The following is a 23922-nucleotide window of genomic DNA, read 5'->3' as shown; positions in this document are numbered from 1 at the left end:
GAACATCTCGTCGCCCACATGGTCTTGTCCATCCGGCTGGACAGAGGCTAGCTTCTTCGTGGATAGAAAGCGCTTGCTGTCACGCTCACCAGTGGAGCCTCACACTCACCGTGGGACTCACGCTCACCATGGGCGTACGCGGCGCGGAACCCGCGTACGAAGGGAATGACGTGACACGCAAGACGGTGCGTATCGCCATGAACGGCGTGACGGGACGCATGGGCTACCGCCAGCACCTCGTCCGCTCGATCCTCGCCCTGCGCGACCAGGGCGGCCTCGACCTGGGCGACGGCACCGTGCTGTGGCCCGAACCCGTCCTCGTGGGCCGCCGTGAGCACGCCCTCAAGACGCTCGCCGAGCAGCACGGCCTGGAGCACTGGTCGACGGACGTGGACGCGGTCCTCGCCGACCCGACCATCGACATCTACTTCGACGCGCAGGTCACCTCCGCCCGCGAGGAGGCCATCAAGAAGGCGATCGCGGCCGGCAAGCACATCTACACCGAGAAGCCCACCGCCACCGGCCTCGCCGGCGCCCTGGAGCTGGCCCGGCTCGCGCACGCCGCCGGCATCAAGCACGGCGTGGTCCAGGACAAGCTCTTCCTCCCCGGACTGCTCAAGCTCAAGCGCCTCATCGACGGCGGCTTCTTCGGCCGGATCCTCTCCATCCGCGGGGAGTTCGGCTACTGGGTCTTCGAGGGCGACTGGCAGCAGGCCCAGCGCCCCTCCTGGAACTACCGCGCCGAGGACGGCGGCGGCATCGTCGTCGACATGTTCCCGCACTGGGAGTACGTGCTCCACGAGCTGTTCGGCCGCGTCACCTCCGTCCAAGCGCTCACCGCCACCCACATCCCGCAGCGCTGGGACGAGCAGGGCAAGCCGTACGACGCCACGGCCGACGATGCCGCGTACGGCATCTTCGAACTGGCGGGCGGCGCCGTCGCCCAGATCAACTCCTCCTGGGCCGTGCGCGTCAACCGTGACGAACTGGTCGAGTTCCAGGTCGACGGCACGGAGGGCTCGGCGGTCGCCGGGCTGCGCAACTGCCGTGTCCAGCACCGCAGTGCGACCCCCAAGCCGGTCTGGAACCCGGACATCCCGGCCACCTACTCCTTCCGCGACCAGTGGCAGGAGGTTCCCGACAACGCCGAGTTCGACAACGGCTTCAAGGCCCAGTGGGAGCTGTTCCTGCGCCACGTCTACGCCGACGCCCCCTATCACTGGGACCTCCTCGCCGGCGCCCGCGGCGTCCAGCTCGCCGAACTGGGCCTGAAGTCCTCGGCGGAGGGCCGCCGTCTCGACGTACCGGAGATCGCCCTGTGACCATCCAACTCCCGGACACGACAGGCCGGCTGCGGCCGTACGAGCCGCGCACCGAGCCCCTCGCCCTCGCCACCGGCGCGCCCTTCACCTCCCGTACGGTCTTCTCGGCCGCGCACGTCGTCGCCGACCCGTACGCGGACGTCTCGCCCGACTCGCCCGCCGCCGTCGACTGGGACGCGACGCTCGCCTTCCGCCGCCACCTGTGGTCCCACGGGCTGGGCGTGGCCGAGGCCATGGACACCGCGCAGCGCGGGATGGGCCTGGACTGGGCGGGCGCGGCGGAGCTGATCCGCCGGTCCTCCGCCGAGGCCCGGGCGGTCGGCGGCCGCATCGCGTGCGGAGTCGGCACGGACCAGCTGGTGGGCCCGGCGTCCCTGGCTCAGGTCCGGGCCGCGTACGAGGAGCAGCTCGCTCTCGTCGAGGAGTCGGGGGCGCAGGCGATCCTCATGGCCTCGCGGGCCCTGACGGCGGCCGCTTCCGGTCCCGAGGACTACCTCGACGTCTACGGTCACCTGCTCCGCCAGGCCGCCGACCCGGTGATCCTGCACTGGCTCGGCCCGATGTTCGACCCGGCGCTCGAGGGCTACTGGGGGTCGAGCGACCTGGACGCGGCCACGGATGTGTTCTTGCAGGTCATCGCCGCCCACCCGGACAAGGTCGACGGCATCAAGGTCTCGCTCCTGGACGCCCAGCGGGAGATCGACCTGCGCCGCAGGCTCCCGCACGGCGTGCGCTGCTACACGGGCGACGACTTCCACTACCCCGAGCTGATCGCGGGCGACGAGAAGGGCTTCAGCCACGCCCTGCTCGGCATCTTCGACCCGCTGGGCCCGCTGGCCGCGCAGGCGGTACGGGTCCTGGACACGGGTGACGCCAAGGGCTTCCGTGAACTCCTCGACCCCACGGTCGAGTTGTCCCGCCACCTCTTCCAGACCCCGACCCGCTTCTACAAGACGGGCGTCGTCCTCCTGGCCTGGCTGGCCGGACACCAGGAGCACTTCACCATGGTCGGCGGGCTGCAGTCGGCGCGCTCGCTCCCGCACTTCGCGCGCGCCTACGAACTGGCCGACGGCCTGGGCCTGTTCCCGAACCCGGAGCTGGCCGAAGCGCGCATGAAGTCCCTGCTCGCCCTGTACGGAGTGACCCCATGAGCCTCGCCCGTTTCTCCATCAACCAGATGACGGTCAAGCAGCTGTCGATGTCGGAACTGGTCGATGCCTGCCTGGAGTTGGGCGTACCAGGCGTCGGCCTGTGGCGCGAACCCGTCCAGTCGTACGGCGTCGAGGCGACCGCCAAGCTGGTCCGCGACGCGGGCCTCGCGGTGACCACCCTGTGCCGGGGAGGCTTCTTCACGGCGATCGACCCGGACGAGCGCGCCCGTGCCCTGGACGACAACCGGTCGGCGATCGACGAGGCGGCGACCCTCGGCACGGACACCCTGGTCCTGGTCTCGGGCGGACTGCCGGCCGGCTCCAAGGACCTGCACGGCGCCCGTGAGCGCATCGCCGACGCGCTGGCCGCGCTGGGCCCCTACGCGGCCGAGCGCGGCGTACGGCTGGCCATCGAACCCCTTCACCCCATGTACGCCGCCGACCGCTGCGTCGTATCGACGCTGTCCCAGGCCCTGGACCTCGCGGAACGCTTCCCCGCGGATCAGGTGGGCGTCACCGTCGACACGTACCACATCTGGTGGGACGACACGGCCCCCGCCCAGATCGCCCGCGCGGGCGCCTCCGGCCGCATCCACACCTTCCAGCTCGCCGACTGGACCACCCCCCTGCCGGAGGGTGTCCTCAACGGCCGCGGTCAGATCGGCGACGGCTCGATCGACATGCGGGAGTGGCGCTCGTACGTCGAGGCGGCCGGCTACGACGGCCCGATCGAGGTCGAGCTCTTCAACGACGCGCTGTGGGCTCGGGACGGCCGGGAGGTGTTGGCGCAGACGGTGGAGAGGTTCCTCGGACACGCGGTCTGAGGGTCGGAGTCCGAGGGTCGGAGTCCGAGGGTCGGAGTCCGAGGGTCGGAGTCCGAGGGTCGGAGTCCGAGGGTCGGAGTCCGAGGGTCGGAGTCCGAGGGTTGGAAAAAATCTTGGAAGACGGTGCAACCCTTCCGCCACCTCGCGGGTCGTACTTGGCATCAGGACTTCTGGAGGGGGATCTGGGGGGATCGCGGGGGTTCTGATGTGGAGGGGAAAGCCGAGGGGCCCGGTCGACGGACCGGGCCCCTCGAAGTTTTCTGGGCGCCGTATCGGCGGTGGCACGCCGCATCGGCGGTGGCTCAGAAGAACACTCCGCAGCGCAGCAGTACGTTCGCGTACGGCCGTGCCTCGCCGGTGCGGACGATCAGGTGCGCGCGGGCCGACAGTGACTTCAGTTTCTCGTGCGGGACCAGCTCCAGGGCGGGGAAATGTCCCTCCAGCAGCGCGGTCGCCCGCGGATTCGCCTCGCGGACCTCGGTGGCGGCCGTCGCGCCCTCCACCACCAGTTCGTCCAGCAGCCCGTCGAGCACCTGAGCGAAGGACGGCACCCCGGCCCGGAAGGCCAGATCCACCACCCGCGGGCCCGCTGGTATCGGCATTCCCGCGTCGCACACCAGCACCTCGTGCCCGTGCCCCAGCTCGGCGAGCGCGCCCGCGAGATGACGGTTCAGGATTCCGGCCTTCTTCACGGGAACGCGACCTCCTCGGCGGTGGGGAAGGACTCCTGGGCGCCGGGGCGGGTGACGGCGGCCGCCCCGACCCGTGCGGCGTACGCGGCGGCGCCGGACAGGGACTCCGACTGCCCGAGCCGCCAGGCCAGCGCCGCCGTGAACGCGTCGCCCGCCCCCGTCGTGTCCACGGCCTCGACCTTCACCGACGGCACTCGGGCGACGCCCTCCGCGGAGGCGACGAGCGCGCCCTCCTCGCCCAGCGTGACGACCACCGAGCGCGGGCCGAGGGCCAGCAGGGCCCTCGCCCAGTCCTCGGGAGAGTCCCCGAGAGCCGTACCGGCGATCACTCGTGCCTCGTGCTCGTTCACGATCAGCGGGTCGCAGGCCGCGAGGACCTCGGTGGGCAGGGGGCGCGGTGGTGAGGGGTTCAGTACGAAGCGGCTGCCGGGAGCGAGCCGCCGTACGACCTCCACGACCGTCTCCAACGGGATCTCCAGCTGTGCCGAGACCACCCGGGAGGCCTGGAAGAGGCTCCCGGCGGCCCGCACGTCCTCGGGCGTGAGCCGGCCGTTGGCCCCCGGCGAGACCACGATGCTGTTGTCCCCGGACGGGTCCACCGTGATCAGCGCGACCCCGGTGGGCGCCCCGCCGACCAGCACGCCCACGGTGTCGACGCCGGCCTCTCGCTGCGAGTCGAGCAGCAGCCTGCCGTGCGCGTCGTCGCCGACCCGGGCCAGCAGGGCCGTACGGGCCCCGAGGCGGGCGGCGGCGACCGCCTGGTTGGCGCCCTTGCCGCCGGGGTGGACGGCGAGGTCGGAGCCGAGCACCGTCTCTCCGGCCGCGGGCCTGCGCTCGACCCCGATCACCAGGTCGGCGTTGGCCGATCCCACGACCAGAAGGTCGTAGTCGTACATGAACTGTCTCCCTGTATAGGTGAGTTGGTGCGCGGGTGCGGGCGGATCCCGTCGGATCCGCCCGCACCGTCTGCCGCCTGCCGGCCGACGACGGTCAGCCGCCGAACCCGGCCACGTTCTCCTTGGTGACCACCTTCACCGGCACCTTCACCGTCTCCTGGACCTTCTTGCCCTCGGCGGCCTTCAGCGCGTTGTCCACCGCGATCCGGCCGAGCTCCTTCGGCTGCTGGGCGACGGACGCGTACAGCGTGCCCGCCTGGACCGCCTTGAGGCCGTCGGGGGTGCCGTCGAAGCCGATGACGGAGACCGACTTGCCCGCCTTGGAGCCGAGCGCCTTGATCGCGCCGAGCGCCATCTCGTCGTTCTCGGCGAAGACGCCCTGGATGTCGGGGTGCGCCTGGAGCAGGTTCGTCATCACGTCGAGACCCTTGGTGCGGTCGAAGTCTGCGGGCTGCTGGGCGACGACCTGGATGCCGGGGTAGGCCTTCAGGCCCTCGGCGAAGCCCGCGCCGCGCTCGCGGCTGGCGGATGTACCGGCCAGGCCCTGCAGGATAACGATCTTGCCCTTGCCGCCCAGCTTCTCGGCGAGCGCCTTGGCGCCCAGCCTGCCGCCCGCGATGTTGTCGGAGGCGACGAGCGCGGCCGTGTTCGCCTTGTTCACGCCTCGGTCCACGCCGACCACGGGGATGTCGGCCTTGTTCGCCGCGCGGACCGCCGGACCCGCCGCGTCCGAGTCCACCGGGTTGACGATGATCGAACCGAGGCCCGAACTGGTGAAGTTCTGCAGCTGGTTGGCCTGCTGCGAGGCGTCGTTCTGCGCGTCCGTGACGGTCAGGTCCACGCCGAGCTTCTTCGCCTCCTGCTGGGCGCCCGCCTTGATCTGGACGAAGAAGGGGTTGTTCAGGGTCGACAGGGACAGGCCCACCTTCTGGGTCGTCGAGGACGAGCCGGTGTGCAGGAAGGACATCGCGCCGACGACCGCCGCCGCGACCACGGCCGCGATGATGTACGTCGCCGCCTGCTTGCCCTTGCCGCCCGGCGTGCCGGCACCGGCGGCCACCGGAGTCGCCCCGGCCTTGCGCCGCACCGTGTCGAGCAGCACCGCCAGCGCGATCACGACACCGATGACGACCTGCTGCCAGAAGGCGGACACGGACAGGAGGTTGAGCCCGTTGCGCAGCACCGCCAGGATCAGCGCGCCGATCAGCGTGCCGGACGCCTTGCCCGTGCCGCCCGCGAGCGAGGCGCCGCCGATGACGACCGCGGCGATCGCGTCGAGCTCGTAGCCCTGCGCGGCCTGCGGCTGCGCGGAGGAGAGCCGGGAGGCGAGCACGATGCCCGCGGCGGCCGCGAAGAGGCCGGAGAGCGCGTAGATCGCGAGCTTCTGCTTCTTCACCCGGAGGCCGGACAGACGCGCGGCCTCCTCGTTGCCGCCGATCGCGTACATGGAGCGGCCGATGTACGTACGGCCCAGGATCACGGCCGTGATCAGGCCCATGACGACCATCACGAGGACCGGCACCGGCAGCCAGCCGCCGAGGGTGTCACCGAGGTGCGAGACCGAGTCGGGGAAGGCGATCGGGCTGCCCTGCGAGATCACCAGGGAGAGGCCGCGGCCCACCGAGAGCATGGCGAGCGTCGCGATGAACGGCGGCAGCTTCCCGTACGCGATCAGTACGCCGTTGACCAGGCCGCACGCTATGCCGGTGGCGACCGCGAGGAGCACCGCGATCCAGACCGGGACGCCCTCCGAGGTCGCCATCCAGGCAAGGACGGTGGCCGACAGCGCGGCGACCGAGCCGACCGACAGGTCGATGCCCGCCGAGACGATCACGAAGGTGACGCCGAAGGCGAGGATGGCGGTGACGGCCGCCTGGACGCCGATGTTGAGCAGGTTGTCGGTCGTCAGGAAGTCGCCGGACAGCGCCGACATCGCGATGACGAGGGCGATGAGCGCGGTGAGCGCTCCGTTGTCGAGCAGGAGGCGGCGGACCGCCGAGGCGCCACCCGCGCCCGATGCGCTCAGATGCGTGTCAGTGGCCACGAGGGGCCTCCCTTTCAGTGTTCGTGCTGACGGCGAGGGCCATCACGGAGTCCTGCGTCGCTTCGTCGGCGGAGAGTTCGCCCGCGATCCGGCCCTGGGCCATCACCAGGACCCGGTCGCTCATGCCCAGCACCTCGGGAAGATCGCTGGAGATCATCAGGACGGCGGCACCGGCTGCCGTCAGTTCGTTGATCAGCTGGTAGATCTCGACCTTGGCGCCGACGTCGATGCCGCGGGTCGGCTCGTCGAGGATCAGCACCTTGGTGTCGGCGAGCAGCCACTTGCCGATGACGACCTTCTGCTGGTTGCCGCCGGACAGGGTGCGTACGTGCTGGCCGAGGCCCGCCATCCGGACGCCGAGCTGCTTGGCGATCCGCGCGGCGGCCTCCCGCTGCCCCTTGAGGTCGACGAGTCCGCCGCGGGTGGCGGCACGCATCGTGACCAGGCCGAGGTTCTCCTCGACGGAGGCGTCCAGCACGAGGCCCTGGCCCTTGCGGTCCTCGGGGACGAGGCCGATGCCGGCCTCCATGGCGGCGTTCACGTCGTGGCGGCGCAGCGCGGAACCGGCGACCTTCACGGCGCCCTTGTCGTAGGGATCGGCGCCGAAGAGCGCGCGTACGACCTCGGTGCGTCCGGCTCCCACGAGTCCCGCGATGCCGACCACCTCACCGGCCCGCACCTCGAAGCTCACGTCGTGGAAGACACCGTCCTTGGTGAGCCCCTCGACGGTGAGCAACGCGGCCCCGGCGTCCGCCCGTTCGCGCGGATACTGCTGCTCGATGGACCGGCCCACCATGAGGCGTACGAGTTCGTCCTCGGGTGTGGACGCGGGCACCTGGCCGACGCTCTTGCCGTCCCGGATGACCGTGACCCGGTCACCCAGGGCGGCGATTTCTTCCAGATGGTGCGTGATGAAGACGATGCCGACACCGTCCTCGCGCAGCTGGCGCACGATGGTGAAGAGTTTTTCGACCTCTTCGGAGGTGAGCACCGCGGTCGGCTCGTCCATGATCAGGACGCGCGCGTTCAGGCTCAGCGCCTTCGCGATTTCGACCATCTGCAGGCGTGCGATGCCGAGTTCGCGCACCCGCGCGCGGGGGGACACATCGACCCCGACGCGCTTGAGCAGCTCGGCGGCCTCGGCCTCCATCGTCTTGCGGTCGATCAGCCCGAAACGGCGCGGCTGCCGGCCCAGGAAGATGTTCTCGGCGACCGTGAGATCGGGGACGAGGTTGAACTCCTGGTAGATGGTCGCGATCCCGAGGCGCTCGGAGTCCTGCGCACCCTGGATGCGGACCTCCGCGCCGTCGACGAGGACACGCCCGGCGTCGGGGTGGTAGGCGCCGGAGAGCATCTTGATCAGCGTGCTCTTGCCCGCGCCGTTCTCGCCGAGCAGTACGTGCACCTCACCGCGGCGCAGATCGAAGTCGACGCTGTCGAGCGCGACCACGCCGGGGAAGGTTTTGCGTATGCCCTCGATGCGCAGCAACTCGTCCAGGTTGCTCACGGCTGGCTCCTGTTCGTTACGGGGGACTCGCCGCACGAGCGGCGTACGACGAGACGGGCGGGGAGGTCGACGGACTGTGGGGGCCGCCCTTCGATGCGGTCGACCAGGGCGCGTACGGCGGCCCGGCCCAGCTCGCCCGTCGGCTGGGCGATCGCGGTGATCGGCGGATCGGTGTGCACGAACCACGGGATGTCGTCGAAGGCGGCGAGCGCGATGTCGTCGGGAACCCGCAACCCGCGCGCGCGGATGGCGTCCAGCGCGCCGAGCGCCATCAGGTTGTCCGCGGCGAAGACGACCTCGGGCGGTTCGGCCAGGTCGAGGAACCCCTCGGTGACCCGACGGCCGCTCTCGGCCTGGAAGTCGCCCTGGCCTATGTAGGCCTCCGGGAGGGGAATCCCGTACTCGGACATGGCCTCCCGGAAGGCCTCGACACGCTCGCTGCCGGTCGTGGTGGCCGCCGGCCCCGCGATGATGGCGAGTCGCCGGTGCCCGAGAGCGTGCAGATGGGCGACCAGGTCACGCACGGCCGCGCGCCCGTCCGCCCGGACGACGGGCACGTCCACGCCCGCGATCCAGCGGTCCACGAAGACCATCGGTGTCCCGGCGCGCGCGGCGTCCAGCATCCCGGGCGAGCCGCCGTCGGTGGGGGAGACAAGGAGGCCGTCGATACGGCGGTCCAAGAGCGTACGGACATGGTGGTCCTGCAGATCGGGCCGCTCGTCGGCGTTGCCGATGATGACGCTGTAGCCGAGCGCGCGGGCCTCCTCCTCGACGGAGCGGGCCAGCTCGGTGAAGTAGGGGTTGAGCACGTCGCTGATGACGAGGCCCAGGGTGCGGGTCTGGTCGGTGCGCAGGGAGCGGGCGACGGCGTTCGGGCGGTAGCCCAGCGCCTGTACGGCGGCCAGCACCCGGGTGCGTGCGTCCGCGCTGACCGATGGATGGTCGTTCAGGACCCGCGAGACCGTGGCGACGGATACGCCGGCCTCGGCGGCAACGTCCTTGATGCTCGCCATCACCGCTCCACCTCCTCGTGGAATCGATTACACGAAGGATTGGAATCGATTACATGAAAGTTCACAAGACCCCGAGACCGGATCGTGATGAAGTCGTCCACAGCGTCGACGCACTCGAGGCGGGGCCGTCCCCGGCGTCCGCGCGATGTCGGAGGCGAGCGGTAGCGTCGGATCATGTCCAATCAGGCGGGGAACCGGCAGGTGCACCTGGCGGTCGTGGAAGGCGTACTGGAGCGCATCACCTACGCCAACGAGGAGAACGGGTACACGGTCGCCCGGGTCGACACCGGCCGAGGCGCCGGCGACCTGCTCACGGTCGTGGGCGCACTGCTCGGCGCCCAGGTGGGGGAGTCGCTCCGTATGGAGGGCCGCTGGGGCTCCCACCCGCAGTACGGCAAGCAGTTCACCGTGGAGAACTACACGACGGTCCTCCCGGCCACCGTCCAGGGCATCCGCCGCTATCTCGGCTCCGGACTGGTCAAGGGCATCGGCCCGGTCTTCGCCGACCGCATCACGCAGCACTTCGGCGTGGACACCCTCCAGATCATCGAGGAGGAGCCGAAGCGGCTGATCGAGGTGCCGGGCCTCGGCCCCAAGCGCACCAAGAAGATCGCCGACGCCTGGGAGGAGCAGAAGGCGATCAAGGAGGTCATGCTCTTCCTCCAGACCGTCGAGGTGTCCACGTCCATCGCGGTCCGCATCTACAAGAAATACGGCGACGCGTCGATCTCGGTCGTCAAGAACCAGCCCTACCGCCTCGCGGCCGACGTCTGGGGCATCGGGTTCCTCACCGCCGACAAGATCGCCCAGTCCGTCGGCATCCCGCACGACAGCCCCGAGCGGGTCAAAGCCGGGCTCCAGTACGCGCTTTCGCAGTCCACCGACCAGGGCCACTGCTATCTCCCCGAGGAGCAGCTGATCGCCGACGCGGTGAAGCTGCTCCAGGTGGACACGGGCCTGGTCATCGAGTGCCTGGCCGAGCTGGCGGCGCCGGCCGAGGACGGCGAGGACCCCGGTGTCGTCCGGGAGAAGGTCCCGGGTCCCGACGGCGGCGCCCCGGTGACGGCCATCTACCTGGTCCCCTTCCACCGGGCCGAACTCTCCCTCTCCGCCCAGTTGTTGCGCCTGCTGCGCAGCGACCAGGACCGCATGCCCGGCTTCCACGACGTGGCCTGGGACAAGGCGTTGGCGTGGCTGAAGGGGCGTACGGGCGCGGAGTTGGCCCCCGGGCAGGAGGAGGCCGTCCGCCTCGCGCTCACCAAGAAGGTCGCCGTGCTCACCGGGGGCCCCGGCTGCGGCAAGTCGTTCACGGTCCGCTCGATCGTGGAACTGGCGCGCGCCAAGCGGGCGAAGGTGGTCCTGGCCGCCCCCACGGGCCGGGCCGCCAAGCGCCTCGCCGAGCTGACCGGCGCCGACGCCTCCACCGTGCACCGTCTCCTGGAGCTCAAGCCGGGCGGTGACGCGGCCTATGACAAGGACCGCCCGCTGGACGCCGACCTGGTGGTCGTGGACGAGGCCTCCATGCTCGACCTCCTGCTCGCCAACAAGCTGGTCAAGGCGGTGGCTCCGGGCGCCCATCTGCTGTTCGTGGGAGACGTCGACCAGCTCCCCAGTGTCGGCGCGGGCGAGGTCCTGAGGGACCTGCTCGCCGACGGGAGCCCCATCCCCTCCGTCCGCCTCACCCAGGTCTTCCGCCAGGCCCAGCAGTCCGGGGTGGTGACGAACGCGCACCGGATCAACTCCGGGCAGCACCCGGTCACCGACGGCATGAAGGACTTCTTCCTTTTCGTCGAGGACGACACCGAGGAGGTGGGCCGGCTCACGGTGGACGTGGCGGCGCGGCGGATTCCGGCCAAGTTCGGCCTCGACCCGCGCCGGGACGTACAGGTCCTGGCCCCCATGCACCGGGGACCGGCCGGCGCGGGCAACCTCAACGGCCTGCTCCAGCAGGCCATCACGCCCGGCCGCCCGGACCTCGCCGAGAAGCGCTTCGGCGGCCGCGTCTTCCGGGTCGGCGACAAGGTCACCCAGATTCGCAACAATTACGAGAAGGGCAAGAACGGTGTCTTCAACGGCACCGTGGGCGTCGTCACCTCGCTCGATCCGGTCGAACAGCGTCTGACGGTGCTGACGGACGAGGACGAGGAGGTGCCGTACGACTTCGACGAACTCGACGAGCTGGCCCACGCGTACGCGGTGACCATCCACCGCTCCCAGGGCAGCGAGTACCCGGCGGTGGTGATCCCCGTCACCACGAGCGCGTGGATGATGCTCCAGCGCAATCTGCTCTATACAGCCGTCACCCGCGCCAAGAAGCTGGTCGTCCTCGTGGGCTCCCGCAAGGCGATAGGCCAGGCGGTGCGCACGGTGTCGGCCGGACGGCGCTGCACGGCCCTGGACTTCCGGCTCTCACCGCGCTCTGCGGAGGGCTGACCTGGTCGCCCGGAGCGTCGGCAACGGCCTTGATTCGGCGGCTCGGAGGCCTGCGCGGGCAGGCATCGCAAAAAATGATCGATCAAATGAGTCGCAAAGGTCACACAGCACTTCCGGAACCAGGGCGAAGGGGGGCAGGATGAGCAGGTTGGCGGCACTGAGTGCCGCCAATAGGCCCAATGGTCGACCCCGAGTGCACTCTCCAGGGCCAAATGGGGGATGGTAGAGACAGTCAGGGCACCTCGAAGAAGAGGCACAACGTCGGTGAGGGATGACGTGAGCGACAACTCTGTAGTACTGCGGTACGGCGATGGCGAGTACACCTACCCGGTGATCGACAGCACCGTCGGCGACAAGGGCTTCGACATCGGGAAGCTCCGCGCCCAGACCGGGCTGGTGACGCTGGACAGCGGGTACGGCAACACCGCCGCTTATAAATCCGCGATCACCTACCTCGACGGTGAGCAGGGCATCCTCCGGTACCGCGGCTACCCGATCGAGCAGCTGGCCGAGCGCTCCACCTTCCTTGAGGTGGCCTCTCTGCTGATCAACGGCGAGCTGCCGAACGTGGACGAGCTCTCCACCTTCAAGAACGAGATCACGCAGCACACCCTGCTGCACGAGGACGTCAAGCGCTTCTTCCAGGGCTTCCCGCGTGACGCCCACCCGATGGCGATGCTGTCGTCGGTGGTCAGCGCCCTGTCGACGTTCTACCAGGACAGCCACAACCCGTTCGACGAGAAGCAGCGTCACCTCTCGACGATCCGCCTTCTTGCCAAGCTTCCGACGATTGCGGCGTACGCCTACAAGAAGTCGATCGGTCACCCCTTCGTCTACCCGCGCAACGACCTCGGGTACGTCGAGAACTTCCTGCGCATGACCTTCTCGGTCCCCGCCCAGGAGTACGAGCTCGACCCGGTCGTGGTCTCCGCGCTCGACAAGCTGCTGATCCTGCACGCGGACCACGAGCAGAACTGTTCGACCTCCACCGTGCGTCTGGTGGGCTCCTCGCAGGCGAACATGTTCGCCTCGATCTCCGCCGGCATCTCCGCCCTCTGGGGCCCGCTGCACGGTGGCGCCAACCAGTCCGTGCTGGAGATGCTGGAGGGCATCCAGGCCTCCGGCGGCGACGTCGACTCCTTCATCCGCAAGGTGAAGAACAAGGAGGACGGCGTCCGCCTGATGGGCTTCGGCCACCGCGTCTACAAGAACTTCGACCCGCGGGCGAAGATCATCAAGGCGGCCGCGCACGACGTCCTCTCGGCGCTCGGCAAGTCCGACGAGCTGCTGGACATCGCGCTCAAGCTGGAGGAGCACGCGCTCTCCGACGACTACTTCGTCTCGCGCAGCCTCTACCCGAACGTGGACTTCTACACCGGCCTGATCTACCGCGCCATGGGCTTCCCGACCGAGATGTTCACGGTCCTGTTCGCCCTCGGCCGCCTCCCGGGCTGGATCGCGCAGTGGCACGAGATGATCAAGGAGCCCGGCTCCCGCATCGGCCGCCCGCGCCAGATCTACACGGGCGTGGTCGAGCGCGACTTCGTCCCGGTCGAGGCGCGCTGAGCCCCTGAGTTTCACCGACGTCTCCGTACGCGTGCAGTCGTACGGAGACGTCGCCGCGAGCGGCACACAAGCTGCATAGCTGCACAAAAACGGAAAGCGCCCCGCTACCGGTCCCCCCACGGGCCGGCAGTCGGGGCGCTTTCCTTGTCCCGGTACGGATTCCCCCCACGGGATCCGGCCGGGCGTCTGTGGACAGCGCCTGAATCGCTGCGAACTGGCTGCGAGCCAAACGAGCAGAACTCGCGGTACTGCGGCACTGCGATGCGATCTGCCGGGACGCGCACGAGTCGGGAGGGCCGCTCAAAGCTCTCCGGTGTACGTGCCCCGGCAACGCAATTTCCAGGAACGTCCCCCAAGACGTCCCCAGATGTCAGTCACGCCCCCCAAGACGCTTCTGACATCGCCAACTTAGACTCACGAACCCCTTCGATGGTTACGTTCGCATCACTGTGATCTGCGTCTCTTGCATATGTCCTGAAGATACGCAAGAGCCCCGATACGGTAATCGGGACTCAAGCGTAAGGAAGATGCGCGAGCCTTGTGAAGAGCTTATGTGAGCCTGTCGTTGGACTCTAGAGGGACTCTTACCCCATCGTCATGAGAATGTCCTGAGCCGAAGACTGTTCGTCACCACGAACACCGACGAGAAGGCCATCGCGCCCCCCGCGATCATGGGGTTCAGCAGACCGGCGGCAGCCAGCGGCAGCGCCGCCACGTTGTAGCCGAAGGCCCAGACGAGATTTCCCTTGATGGTCGCGAGCGTCCGCCGCGACAGCCGGATCGCGTCCGCGGCCACCCGCAGGTCCCCGCGCACCAGCGTCAGATCGCTCGCCTCGATCGCCGCGTCCGTGCCCGTGCCCATCGCCAGGCCCAGGTCGGCGGTGGCCAGCGCCGCCGCGTCGTTGACCCCGTCGCCGACCATCGCGACGCTCCGACCCTCGCTCTGCAGCCGCCTGACGACGTCGACCTTGTCCTCGGGCAGCACCTCCGCGATCACGTCCGCGGAGTCGATGCCGACCGCACGCGCCACGGCCTGGGCGACCGCCCGGTTGTCGCCGGTGAGCAGAACCGGCGTGAGCCCCAGGGCGCGCAGCGCACGGACGGCCTCGGCGCTGGTCTCCTTGATCGCGTCGGCGACGGTCACGACACCGAGTGCCACACCGTCCCGGGCGACCACGACGGCCGTACGACCCTCCGCCTCGGCGGCGCTCTTCGCGCCCGCCAGCTCGTCCGGGAGCACCTCCATGAACCGGCCCACCGTGACCTCGTGACCGTCCACACGCCCGCGTACCCCACGCCCCGGCACGTTCGCGAAGTGCTCCACCGCCGGAAAGGCGCCGGCACGCTCCTGAGCGCCCGCCGCGATCGCCTGGGCAATCGGATGCTCGGAGGCGTGTTCCAGGGCGCCGGCGAGCCGCAGAACATCCTTCTCGGCGGTGCCGTCGACGACGTACACCTCTTGAAGTCTCATCCGTCCGGTCGTCACCGTCCCGGTCTTGTCCAGGACGACGGTGTCGACGCGGCGCGTGGACTCCAGGACCTCGGGGCCCTTGATGAGGATGCCGAGCTGGGCGCCGCGGCCCGTGCCGACCATCAGGGCGGTGGGTGTGGCCAGGCCCAGCGCGCACGGGCACGCGATGATCAGCACCGCGACGGCCGCGGTGAAGGCCGCGACGATGTCACCCGCGACCGCGAGCCAGACCCCGAACGTGGCCAGCGCGATCAGCAGCACCACCGGTACGAAGATCCCGGAGATCCGGTCGGCGAGGCGCTGCACCTCGGCCTTGCCGTTCTGCGCGTCCTCGACGAGCCTCGCCATCCGCGCGAGCTGGGTGTCCGCGCCGACCCGGGTGGCCTCGACGACGAGCCGGCCCCCGGCGTTCACGGTCGCGCCGGTCACGGCGTCGCCGACGGTCACGTCCACCGGCACGGACTCACCCGTCAGCATGGCGCCGTCGACGGCGGAGGAGCCCTCCACCACCATCCCGTCGGTGGCGATCTTCTCGCCGGGCCGTACGACGAAACGGTCGCCGACCGTGAGCTGTGCGACGTGGACGCGGACCTCACGTCCATCCCGCAGCACGGCGACGTCCTTCGCGCCCAGCTCCATCAGGGCGCGCAGCGCCGCACCCGCGCGCCGCTTGGAGCGGGCCTCCAGATAGCGGCCGAGCAGGATGAACGCGACCACCCCGGCGGCGACTTCGAGGTAGATCGTCGACGCGCCGTCCATACGGGAGATGGTGAGCCTGAACTCGTCGTGCATGCCCGGCATGCCCGCGTCCCCGAAGAACAGCGCCCACAGCGACCAGCCGAACGCGGCGAGTGTGCCGACCGAGACCAGCGTGTCCATGGTGGCCGCGCCATGCCGTGCGTTCGTCAACGCGGCCTTGTGGAAGGGCAGCCCGCCCCAGACGACGACGGGCGCGGCGAGTGTCAGTGAGAGCCACTGCCAGCTGTCGAACTGGAGGGCCGGGATCATGGACAGCAGGACCACGGGGAGGGCGAGCAGGGCGGAGACGACGAGGCGCGCGCGGAGGGAGGCGAGCTCGGGATCCCCCGCGGGCGCGGCCGCTTCCTCGGGCGCTGCGGGCAGTGGGGGTTCCTCGGCCGTGTATCCCGTCTTCACCACGGTGGCGATCAGATCGGCGACCTGTACGCCCTCCGGGTAGGAGACCTTCGCCTTCTCCGTCGCGAAGTTGACCGTGGCGGTGACGCCGTCCATGCGGTTGAGCTTCTTCTCGACGCGGGCCGCGCAGGAGGCGCAGGTCATTCCGCCGATGGAGAGCTCCACTTCCGAGGTCGTGGAGGTTGCGGGCGTCGCGGCTGTGTCGGTTATCGGGGTCGCGGGTGCTGCGGTGGTCATGGTCCGGCTCCATTGAAGGAACCGGGCCGTACGGAGCCAGTATCAGCTGGTCGGTACGGCCCGGTGTGGCGGAGAGGGTTCCTGAGGGCTGTTCAGGCCTGGCCGACGAGCTCGAAGCCCGCCTCGTCCACCGCGGCGCGGACCGTGGCCTCGTCGAGCCGGGCGTCGGAGACGACGGTGACCTCGCCCGTCGAGGCCACGGCCGTCACCGAGCTGACGCCGGCGATCTCGCCGATCTCGCTGCTGACCGAGCCTTCACAGTGCCCGCAGCTCATCCCGCTCACCTTGTAGACGGCGGTGACGGAACCCGGGGTTTCGGTCTGGGCGGTCATGTCATTGCTCCTCAATGAGGCGTGTGGCGTGTGCCGAAGGTATGGGGAAGGGGCACCTGGGGTCCCAGGTTTCCCCCCGATGCTCACCACATTATACCCCTAGGGGGTATTTCTCCAAGAGGACTCGCGGCGTGCCAGCGAGTGGAGCCAGGCGATTCCCGCGAGCGAGACGAGGACCAGGCCGCCGACCGAGAACAGCGAGAAGAGATGTTTCTGCTCGTCGGTGGGCTGCGGCAGATAGCCCTGCCCGAAGAGCGCCCTGTCGAGTCCCGTGCCGGTCAGCCGCGCCACCAGCCACAGCGCGATGCCGTGCGTCGAGTCCCACAGGGCGTGCAAAAGGGAGATGCCGAGGTAGGTGCCGAGCACCGCGGAGGTGAACTCGAAGCGCCCGTTCGGGCGGCGGTACGCCAGCAGCACCGCACCCGCGATCGCGGTCCACAGGCCGTGCCCGAACGGGGCGAGCACCCCGCGCAGGATCTCGGTCTCCAGGAGCTCCCGCAGATCCACGCCCCGCAGCGAGACGGCGGCATTGAACGCGTAGCCCGCGCTCTCCATGGCCGCGAAGCCGAACCCGACGGTCGCGCCGAGCACCAGTCCGGCCCGCAACCCGCGGATACGGGTCTGCCGGCCCAGCACGAACATGAGCGCGGCGAGCTTCACCGCCTCCTCGATCAGCCCGACGCCGAGGTACATCCCCAGGGAGGGGTGGAGGAGGTGGGGCTCCATCGCCGACGCGCCGAGCACGCCGAGGGTACCGCCGGTCAGGAAGCAGCCGAGGATGAGGTGCGCGCCCAGGTCGCGGCCGTGCCGCTCGTACGCCCAGAGCGCGAAGGTGACAGGGGCCAGGAAGCTGCCGAGCAGGATCAGGGTCGGCAGCAGCGTGGTGCTCTTCATTGCGTACGTGACCACCGCGGTCAACGCCCAGAGCGCGAGCCCGATCCCCAGGCAGCGCCTCCAGAGTCCGGCGCGGATCTGGGGGTGCGACATCGGGGGCTGCTGAGGTCCGGGAATACGGGCCCGGGGTGCACCGGGCTGCTGATTCTGGGTCACGGCTCATCCCTCGGGCTCGGACGGGTTGATTCGACGCAGCTGAAGGTGAATCGGCAACGGCGAATCGATACACGCGCATCGATACACGCGCATCGATTTGTCCGAACCTTATGGGAAATGCACCTTATGTCGCAGGCCGGGACGCTCATCCTCGTCATGTCCGTCGCGGTGCTCGCCCCACTGCCGGCTTACGGGACCGGCCGCCGACTGCTGCTGCCCCTGGTCGTCTTCGGGATCCTGTCCGGGATCCTGGTCGGCCGCGACGCATTGGGCCGGGCCGGTGAGGGGGCCGCTCATCGACGGGGTTCCGGCCTCGGCCCCGCGAGACTCGGTGTGGTGAGCGAGAGGCCGCGGCGGCCCTGGTTGTCGCGCGTCATCGCACGACCCTGCGCGGCGACGGGTCAGTTCGCGGTGCGACTCGTCGTCCTCCTGGTGCACGGCCTTCCGGTGTGCGCCCTCGACCCGCGTGATCTCCTGCGGCGCGACCGGTGCACGCTCACCGGTCCGCTGCGGCCGCCGGTGCGGTGAGGTTCGCCCGGGTGGCCGGCTGGTCGCCGATCATCGGCGCGAGGTAGCGGAACAGGATGTTCTTCAACTCCCGGACGTACGCCTCGCGCTCGGCTCCTTCGTGGGCGAGGACCAGCTCCAGGCCGGCCTTGTACATGCCCAGGCAGACATGCGCGGTGCGGGTGACCTCGACGGCGGGGGTGGTGGGCAGGAGTGAGGAGAGCAGTGCCTCGATCCGGGAGACCAGGGTCGCGTGCAGGGCGTCGTGTTCCTCGGCGATCCGGCCGGGGATGTCCGGACCGTGCATCAGCGCGAAGAACACGGGGTGGTCGCAGTTGAAGGCGATGAAGCGGTCGACGGCGGCGCCGACGGCCTCCTCCAGCGGGGTGGCGGGGTCGACCGGGGCGAGTGCCTCGCCGTACGTCGCGCGCATCTCGTGGATGAGCCGGTCGCCCAGCTCGATCGCGATGGCCTCTTTGTTCGGGAAGAACTGGTACAGCGTGCCCGGGGAGACGCCTGCCTCCCGGGCGATGGCGTTCGTGCTGGCGGCGGTGTAGCCGGTCGTGCAGAAGACGGAGGCGGCGGCCTCCAGCAACTGGGCGATACGGCGCTCGCCGCGGGCCTGCCGACGTCGGGGCCGTTCGTCGGCGGCCTGCTCCTTCTCGGGCATCTCGGGCACGAGTTATCCCCAGCTCTCCGAACGAGTTTGACAAACGCGAGCGGGCGCTCGCATTCTGGTGAAACGCGAGCGATCTCTCGCGTTTGCCAGTCTATGGCAAGAGGCGACCCATGCTGCCTGAACGGATGGGCGGGGCGCAGGGTCACGGTGAAGGGGACACCGCACGATGACCGACGTCAGCAGTGCAGGCCACGGCCCTGAGCGGGGCGGGGGCGACGACCGCGGGAAGGGCTCGGTCGGTGGTCACGGGAGCGGGACGGGCGACGGCTCCCGGAGTAGTTCCGGCGAGGGCCGCGGGAGCGGTGCGGGCGGCGGATCGCGGGCGGAGGGCGCGCGGGTGGGCGGCTGGACCCGTTTCGTGACGGCGCGGCCCCGGCTCTCCCTGCTCGTCGCGCTGCTGCTCACCGCGCTCGCCGTGGTCGCCGGCAGTGGCGTCGCCGACCGGCTCGGCAGCGGCGGCTGGCAGGACCCGACTGCCCAGTCCACCTATGCGACCAAGGCGCTGGAGCGGGAGTTCCCCGCCTCGCAGCCCAATCTGCTGCTCCTCGTCGACTCGGGAAGCGCCTCGGTCGACGATCCCTCGATCGCCGCCGAGGCGAATCGGCTCGCGGCGCGGCTCGCCGGCGAGCGGGGCGTCACGGGCGTCGGTTCGTACTGGCAGTCCGGCTCACCGGCACTGAAGGCGAAGGACGGGCACGAGGCGCTCGTCACCGCGCGGCTGACGGGTGACGAGAAGACCGCCGGCGAGACCCTGGACCGCCTCGCGTCCTCCTACCGGGGGGTGCACGGCCCGGTCGAAGTCAAGCTCGGCGGACCGGTCGCCGTGCAGCACGAGATGCAGACCACCATCCGCGAGGACCTGACCCGGGCCGAGCTGATCGCCCTGCCGGTGACCCTGGTGCTGCTGGTGATGGTCTTCGGCAGCGCGATCGCGGCTCTGCTGCCCCTCGTGGTGGGCATCATCGCGATCCTGGGCACGAACGCGGTGCTGCGCGGCCTCACCGAGTTCACCGACGTCTCCGTCTTCGCGATGAACCTCACCACGGCCCTGGGACTCGGCCTCGCCATCGACTACGCGCTGTTCATCGTCCGCAGGTTCCGTGAAGAACTCGCCGCGGGCGCCGAGCCGTTGACCGCCGTGGGCACCACACTGCGCACCGCCGGGCGTACGGTCCTCTTCTCGTCCCTCACCGTCGCCGTGTCGCTGGCCGCCATGCTGCTCTTCCCGCAGTACTTCCTCCGCTCCTTCGCGTATGCGGGCATCGCCGTGGTGCTGCTGGCCGCGGCCGCCGCGCTGATCCTGCTCCCGGCGGCGCTGGTGCTGCTCGGGGACCGGGTGAACTCACTCGACCTGCGGCGCCTGTTCCGGCGCGGCAAGCCGGCTGCGACCGGCGGAGGAGCCGCCTGGGGACGCATGGCCTCCCTCGTCATGCGCCGAGCGCCGATCTTCGCGGTGGCCACCACGGTCGGCCTGGTCGTTCTCGGACTGCCCTTCCTGGGCGTGAAGTTCGGTACCGCGGACGACCGCCAGCTGCCCTCCGGCGCCGAGTCGCATGTGGTCCAGCAGCACATCCGGGACGGCTTCCCGGGCAACCCGGGCGGCAGCCTGGAAGTACTCGCCGAGGGGCAGGCCACCGAGACGCAGTACGCGCGGTACAAGGACCGGATCGCCGCGCTGCCCGAGGTACTGCGGGTGGACGGACCTCTGGTGAAGGGCGACTCCGCGTACTTCACGGTGCTGCCGAAGGGCGAGGCCGTCGGCGACGGGGCTCAGCGCCTGGTGGGCGAACTCCGCGCGACACACGCCCCGTTCGACACCTCGGTGACCGGCACGGCCGCCGTCCTGGTCGACTCCAAGCACGCGATAGCAGACCGGCTCCCCTGGGCGGCGGCGTTCATCGCGATCGTCACCCTGCTCCTGGTGTTCCTCCTGACCGGCAGCGTGCTGATCCCGATCCAGGCGGTGCTGCTCAACGCGCTGAGCCTGACGGCGATGTTCGGGGCGGTGGTCTGGGTCTTCCAGGACGGCCATCTGTCCGGCCTGCTGGACTTCACCAGCCCGGGTTCGATCGAGACGACCCTCCCGGTCCTCATGTTCTGCGTCGCGTTCGGCCTCTCCATGGACTACGGCGTCTTCCTCCTCTCCCGAATAAAGGAGGAGTACGACCACACCGGCGACCACCGGGAGGCGGTCCGCTTCGGCCTGCAGCGCACCGGCGGGCTGATCACCGCGGCGGCGGTCATCCTCGCGGTGGTGATGGTCGCGATCGGCACCTCGCGGGTGACCAACACCAAGATGCTCGGCCTGGGCATCGCGCTCGCCGTCCTGATGGACGCGATGGTCGTGCGCAGCCTGCTGGTTCCGGCGGTCATGCGCCTCACGGGCCGTGCGACCTGGTGGGCGCCGGGGCCGCTGCGGCGATTCCACGACCGGTTCGGACTCAGCGAGGGGGAGGAGGCCCCGGCGGCCGACGCCCGGGAGGCGTCTGAGGGAGGTGACCAGGACCGGGACCGGGATCAGGACCGGGATCAGGACAAGGGCCGGGACCAGGACAAGGACCGAGACCGGGGCCGGGACCGGGACAAGGCCGAGGCTCGCGGCTAGCGTTCACCCCGAAGGTGATCTCCGGGCGGAGGGCGAGACGGATGCGGGCAGTGGTGTTCGAGCGGTACGGGGAGCCGGCCGAAGTACGTGAGGTGGCGGACCCGACTCCCGCGGAGCACGGGGTCGTGGTGCGGGTCGAGGCCACCGGGCTGTGCCGCAGCGACTGGCACGGCTGGATGGGGCACGACCCGGACATCACGCTGCCGCATGTGCCGGGGCACGAACTCGCCGGGGTCGTCGAGGCGGTGGGCGCCCGGGTGACCGGCTGGCGCCCCGGCGACCGGGTCACCGTCCCCTTCGTCTGCGCCTGCGGAAGCTGTCCCTCGTGCGCGGCGGGCGACCAGCAGGTGTGCGAACGGCAGACCCAGCCGGGGTTCACGCACTGGGGCTCCTTCGCGCAGTACGTGGCACTCGACCACGCCGATGTGAACGTGGTCGCGGTGCCGGACGAGCTGTCCTTCGCGACGGCGGCCTCACTGGGCTGCCGGTTCGCCACGGCGTTCCGCGCGGTGGTCGCGCAGGGCCGGGTGGCCGCGGGGGAGTGGGTCGCGGTGCACGGCTGCGGAGGCGTGGGCCTGTCGGCGGTGATGATCGCGGCGGCGTCGGGGGCGAGGGTCGTGGCCGTCGATGTGTCGCCGGTGGCGCTCGACCTGGCCCGGAAGTTCGGGGCGGCGGAGTGCGTGGACGCCTCCCGTGTCGGGGACACGGCGGCGGCGGTGCGCGAACTGACGGGCGGCGGCGCCCACATGTCGCTGGACGCCCTCGGCTCCCCGGTCACCTGCGCGGCCTCGGTGAACGGCCTGCGCCGCCGGGGCCGCCATGTCCAGGTGGGCCTGCTGCCCTCGCCCACCGGTTCCACCCCGGTCCCTATGGCCCGCGTGATCGGTCTCGAACTTGAACTGCTGGGCAGCCACGGAATGGCGGCGCACTCCTACCCGGGGATGCTGGAGCTGGTCCGGGCGGGAGTGCTGCGGCCCGACCTCCTCGTGACGTCCACCATCCCGCTGGACGCGGTGCCCGCCGCGCTGGCGGCGTTGGGGACGGCGGTGGGGTCGGGGGTGACGGTCATCGAACCGTGGAGTTGACCGGACGCGGTGCCTGCCGCGCCGGCGGTGATGGGGTCGGGGGTGACGGTCATCGAACCGTGGAGTTGACCGGACGCGGTGCCTGCCGCACCGGCGGTGATGGGGTCGGGGGTGACGGTCATCGAACCGTGGCGCTGACTCCCGTCTCCGGGTGCCCTCCGTGTGCGGCCCACTCGTGGGCGAGGATCGACATGATCGTCTCATCGACCCAGACGCCGTCCCGCATCTCGGTCTGGCGCCGCACGCCCTCCTCGACGAAGCCGACCTTGTCGTAGACGTGGCGGGCCCGGTGGTTGTAGCTGTACAGCTCCAACTCGATCCGGTGAAGGCCAAGTTGCTCGAATCCGTGACCGACGATGAGTCGGGCGGCCTCCGTGCCGAGCCCCCTCCCGCGCCCACGGGGGCCGATCAGCGTACGGAAGGTGCAGCTGCGGCCGGCCGGGTTCCACTCGTAGAGGACGACCTCACCGACGAGTTCACCGGTCGCGCGGTCGGTCACGGCGAGGTCCAGCCGGTCGGTCTGCGCGCTGCGGGAGCCGTACCAGGAACGCAGCCGTTCCAGGGTGAGTTCGTTCGACGGCTCGCCGGTGAAGCGGATGACCTCGGGGTCCTCGATGATCTCCGCGATGCCGCTGGCGTCGTCCTCGGTGAAGGGCCGCAGGACGGTCCTGTCTCCGGTGAGGACGGGCTTGAGGGAGAAGTCGGCGGGGCTCATCTCCGGATCCTCCGCAACCGGCGGGCGTAGGGGCAAATGAATTAGGGCTGTGCCCCGCACGCCTCGAGCGGGGCACAGAGCCCGGCGGGCGCGGGTCAGTCGTCTCTGCGGCCACGGGTTCCCGGGCGGGAGGCGACCCAGGCCCGGACGGTATCCGCGTACCAGTAGGGCTTGCCGCCCTCCACATGGTCGGGCGGTGGGAGCAGCCCGTGCTTGCGATAGGACCGCACGGTGTCCGGCTGCACCTTGATGTGCGCGGCGATCTCCTTGTACGACCAGAGCTTACGGTCGGTCATGGCGGCACCTCCCTGCGCGCACCGCGGCGGCGGCCGGGGGCGGCCGTCGGGGGAGCCGGGCGCTGCGCTGGCGATCACAAAGCCTGTGCCCCGTGAACGACACAGCCTGAGCACAGGGCAGCCCTTGTAGACCGGGTGTGACCCAAGACCCGCGTACACGCGACATGTGTGACAGAAGAGGGTTCTTTGTGACACGAGTGATGCATTGCGGGTCGAGTGCTGCCGCTGCCGCTGCCGCTGCCGTCGTCGCCGTCGCTGTGGCGTGCCCCGGCCGTACGGGCACGCCGACCGCATCGTCGTGCGGGCAGGCCGAGATGGGCCGGACCCTTCCCCAAGCTCTCA

19 protein-coding genes are annotated in these 23922 nt (G+C 70.2%); 8 read left to right on the top strand and 11 right to left on the bottom strand.

The genetic code is table 11. From position 1 onward, the window contains the following. The first annotated feature begins 170 nt into the window (after positions 1-170). Genes ACIBK0_RS03220 through ACIBK0_RS03210 form a run of 3 tightly spaced genes read left to right on the top strand, consistent with a single transcriptional unit; the run spans position 171 to position 3297 of the window. The gene (locus ACIBK0_RS03220) at positions 171-1322 is read left to right on the top strand and encodes a Gfo/Idh/MocA family protein (protein ID WP_399075139.1); all 1152 of its coding nucleotides are present in this window, start codon (positions 171-173) and stop codon (positions 1320-1322) included. Then, entirely contained in the window at positions 1319-2473 is a 1155-nt protein-coding gene (locus ACIBK0_RS03215; RefSeq protein WP_399074962.1) for a dihydrodipicolinate synthase family protein, read from the top strand. Before ACIBK0_RS03220 ends, ACIBK0_RS03215 begins: the two co-directional genes overlap by 4 nt. Beyond that, positions 2470-3297: a sugar phosphate isomerase/epimerase family protein gene (locus tag ACIBK0_RS03210; RefSeq protein ID WP_399074960.1), complete on the top strand. Its 828-nt coding sequence runs from the start codon at positions 2470-2472 to the stop codon at positions 3295-3297. The genes ACIBK0_RS03215 and ACIBK0_RS03210 overlap by 4 nt, the downstream gene beginning before the upstream one ends. Positions 3298-3599: 302 nt before the next feature. Here ACIBK0_RS03210 and rbsD read toward each other — a convergent pair whose 3' ends face one another. The 5 genes from rbsD to ACIBK0_RS03185 form a co-directional block, all read right to left on the bottom strand. Beyond that, the gene (rbsD, locus tag ACIBK0_RS03205; protein WP_399074957.1) at positions 3600-3989 is read right to left on the bottom strand and encodes a D-ribose pyranase; all 390 of its coding nucleotides are present in this window, start codon (positions 3987-3989) and stop codon (positions 3600-3602) included. Next, positions 3986-4885: a ribokinase gene (locus ACIBK0_RS03200; RefSeq protein WP_399074955.1), complete on the bottom strand. Its 900-nt coding sequence runs from the start codon at positions 4883-4885 to the stop codon at positions 3986-3988. Before ACIBK0_RS03200 ends, rbsD begins: the two co-directional genes overlap by 4 nt. Before the next feature lie 94 nt (positions 4886-4979). Next, positions 4980-6929, bottom strand: coding sequence for a substrate-binding domain-containing protein (locus ACIBK0_RS03195; RefSeq protein WP_399074953.1), 1950 nt, complete (start codon positions 6927-6929; stop codon positions 4980-4982). Then, positions 6919-8436, bottom strand: coding sequence for a sugar ABC transporter ATP-binding protein (locus ACIBK0_RS03190; RefSeq protein WP_399074951.1), 1518 nt, complete (start codon positions 8434-8436; stop codon positions 6919-6921). The genes ACIBK0_RS03195 and ACIBK0_RS03190 overlap by 11 nt, the downstream gene beginning before the upstream one ends. Next, positions 8433-9449, bottom strand: coding sequence for a LacI family DNA-binding transcriptional regulator (locus ACIBK0_RS03185; RefSeq protein ID WP_399074949.1), 1017 nt, complete (start codon positions 9447-9449; stop codon positions 8433-8435). The genes ACIBK0_RS03190 and ACIBK0_RS03185 overlap by 4 nt, the downstream gene beginning before the upstream one ends. A 174-nt stretch (positions 9450-9623) precedes the next feature. Here ACIBK0_RS03185 and ACIBK0_RS03180 point away from each other — a divergent pair, with 174 nt between their 5' ends. After that, positions 9624-11882, top strand: a complete 2259-nt coding sequence (locus tag ACIBK0_RS03180; RefSeq protein WP_399074947.1) for an ATP-dependent RecD-like DNA helicase — start codon at positions 9624-9626, stop codon at positions 11880-11882. Between the two features lie 276 nt (positions 11883-12158). Then, a complete protein-coding gene (locus ACIBK0_RS03175; RefSeq protein WP_362078833.1) occupies positions 12159-13448 on the top strand; it encodes a citrate synthase in 1290 nt (429 codons plus the stop codon). Between the two features lie 595 nt (positions 13449-14043). Here the strand turns inward: ACIBK0_RS03175 and ACIBK0_RS03170 are convergent. From ACIBK0_RS03170 to ACIBK0_RS03160, 3 genes are all read right to left on the bottom strand, one after another. Then, positions 14044-16311 carry a heavy metal translocating P-type ATPase gene (locus ACIBK0_RS03170; RefSeq protein ID WP_399074944.1) on the bottom strand — a complete coding sequence of 756 codons (2268 nt, stop codon included), beginning with the start codon at positions 16309-16311 and terminating at the stop codon, positions 14044-14046. Between the two features lie 92 nt (positions 16312-16403). After that, entirely contained in the window at positions 16404-16643 is a 240-nt protein-coding gene (locus ACIBK0_RS03165) for a heavy-metal-associated domain-containing protein (protein WP_399074942.1), read from the bottom strand. A 99-nt stretch (positions 16644-16742) separates the two neighbouring features. Then, positions 16743-17693, bottom strand: coding sequence for a PrsW family intramembrane metalloprotease (locus ACIBK0_RS03160; protein ID WP_399074940.1), 951 nt, complete (start codon positions 17691-17693; stop codon positions 16743-16745). 117 nt (positions 17694-17810) lie between these two features. Between ACIBK0_RS03160 and ACIBK0_RS03155 the strand changes: the two genes are divergently transcribed. After that, positions 17811-18221 (top strand): hypothetical protein, encoded by a 411-nt coding sequence (locus tag ACIBK0_RS03155; protein WP_399074938.1) that lies wholly within the window; start codon positions 17811-17813, stop codon positions 18219-18221. Here the strand turns inward: ACIBK0_RS03155 and ACIBK0_RS03150 are convergent. Beyond that, complete coding sequence (locus ACIBK0_RS03150) at positions 18190-18870, bottom strand: TetR family transcriptional regulator (protein ID WP_399075137.1); 681 nt, start codon at positions 18868-18870, stop codon at positions 18190-18192. The genes ACIBK0_RS03155 and ACIBK0_RS03150 overlap by 32 nt on opposite strands. Before the next feature lie 175 nt (positions 18871-19045). Between ACIBK0_RS03150 and ACIBK0_RS03145 the strand changes: the two genes are divergently transcribed. Further along, positions 19046-21484, top strand: coding sequence for an MMPL family transporter (locus tag ACIBK0_RS03145; RefSeq protein WP_399074936.1), 2439 nt, complete (start codon positions 19046-19048; stop codon positions 21482-21484). 41 nt (positions 21485-21525) lie between these two features. Then, positions 21526-22569, top strand: a complete 1044-nt coding sequence (locus ACIBK0_RS03140; protein WP_399074934.1) for a zinc-dependent alcohol dehydrogenase family protein — start codon at positions 21526-21528, stop codon at positions 22567-22569. A gap of 118 nt (positions 22570-22687) precedes the next feature. Here the strand turns inward: ACIBK0_RS03140 and ACIBK0_RS03135 are convergent, their stop codons facing one another. Next, positions 22688-23284 carry a GNAT family N-acetyltransferase gene (locus ACIBK0_RS03135; RefSeq protein ID WP_399074932.1) on the bottom strand — a complete coding sequence of 199 codons (597 nt, stop codon included), beginning with the start codon at positions 23282-23284 and terminating at the stop codon, positions 22688-22690. 95 nt (positions 23285-23379) lie between these two features. Further along, positions 23380-23580, bottom strand: coding sequence for a helix-turn-helix transcriptional regulator (locus ACIBK0_RS03130; RefSeq protein WP_399074930.1), 201 nt, complete (start codon positions 23578-23580; stop codon positions 23380-23382). Between the last annotated feature and the right edge of the window lie 342 nt (positions 23581-23922).

It is taken from the genome of Streptomyces sp. NPDC050564 (genome assembly GCF_044457265.1).
Classification (GTDB): Bacteria; Actinomycetota; Actinomycetes; order Streptomycetales; family Streptomycetaceae; genus Streptomyces.
The sequence above is the reverse complement of the archived record's forward strand: the minus strand, read 5'-3'. Positions and strand labels throughout refer to the sequence as shown.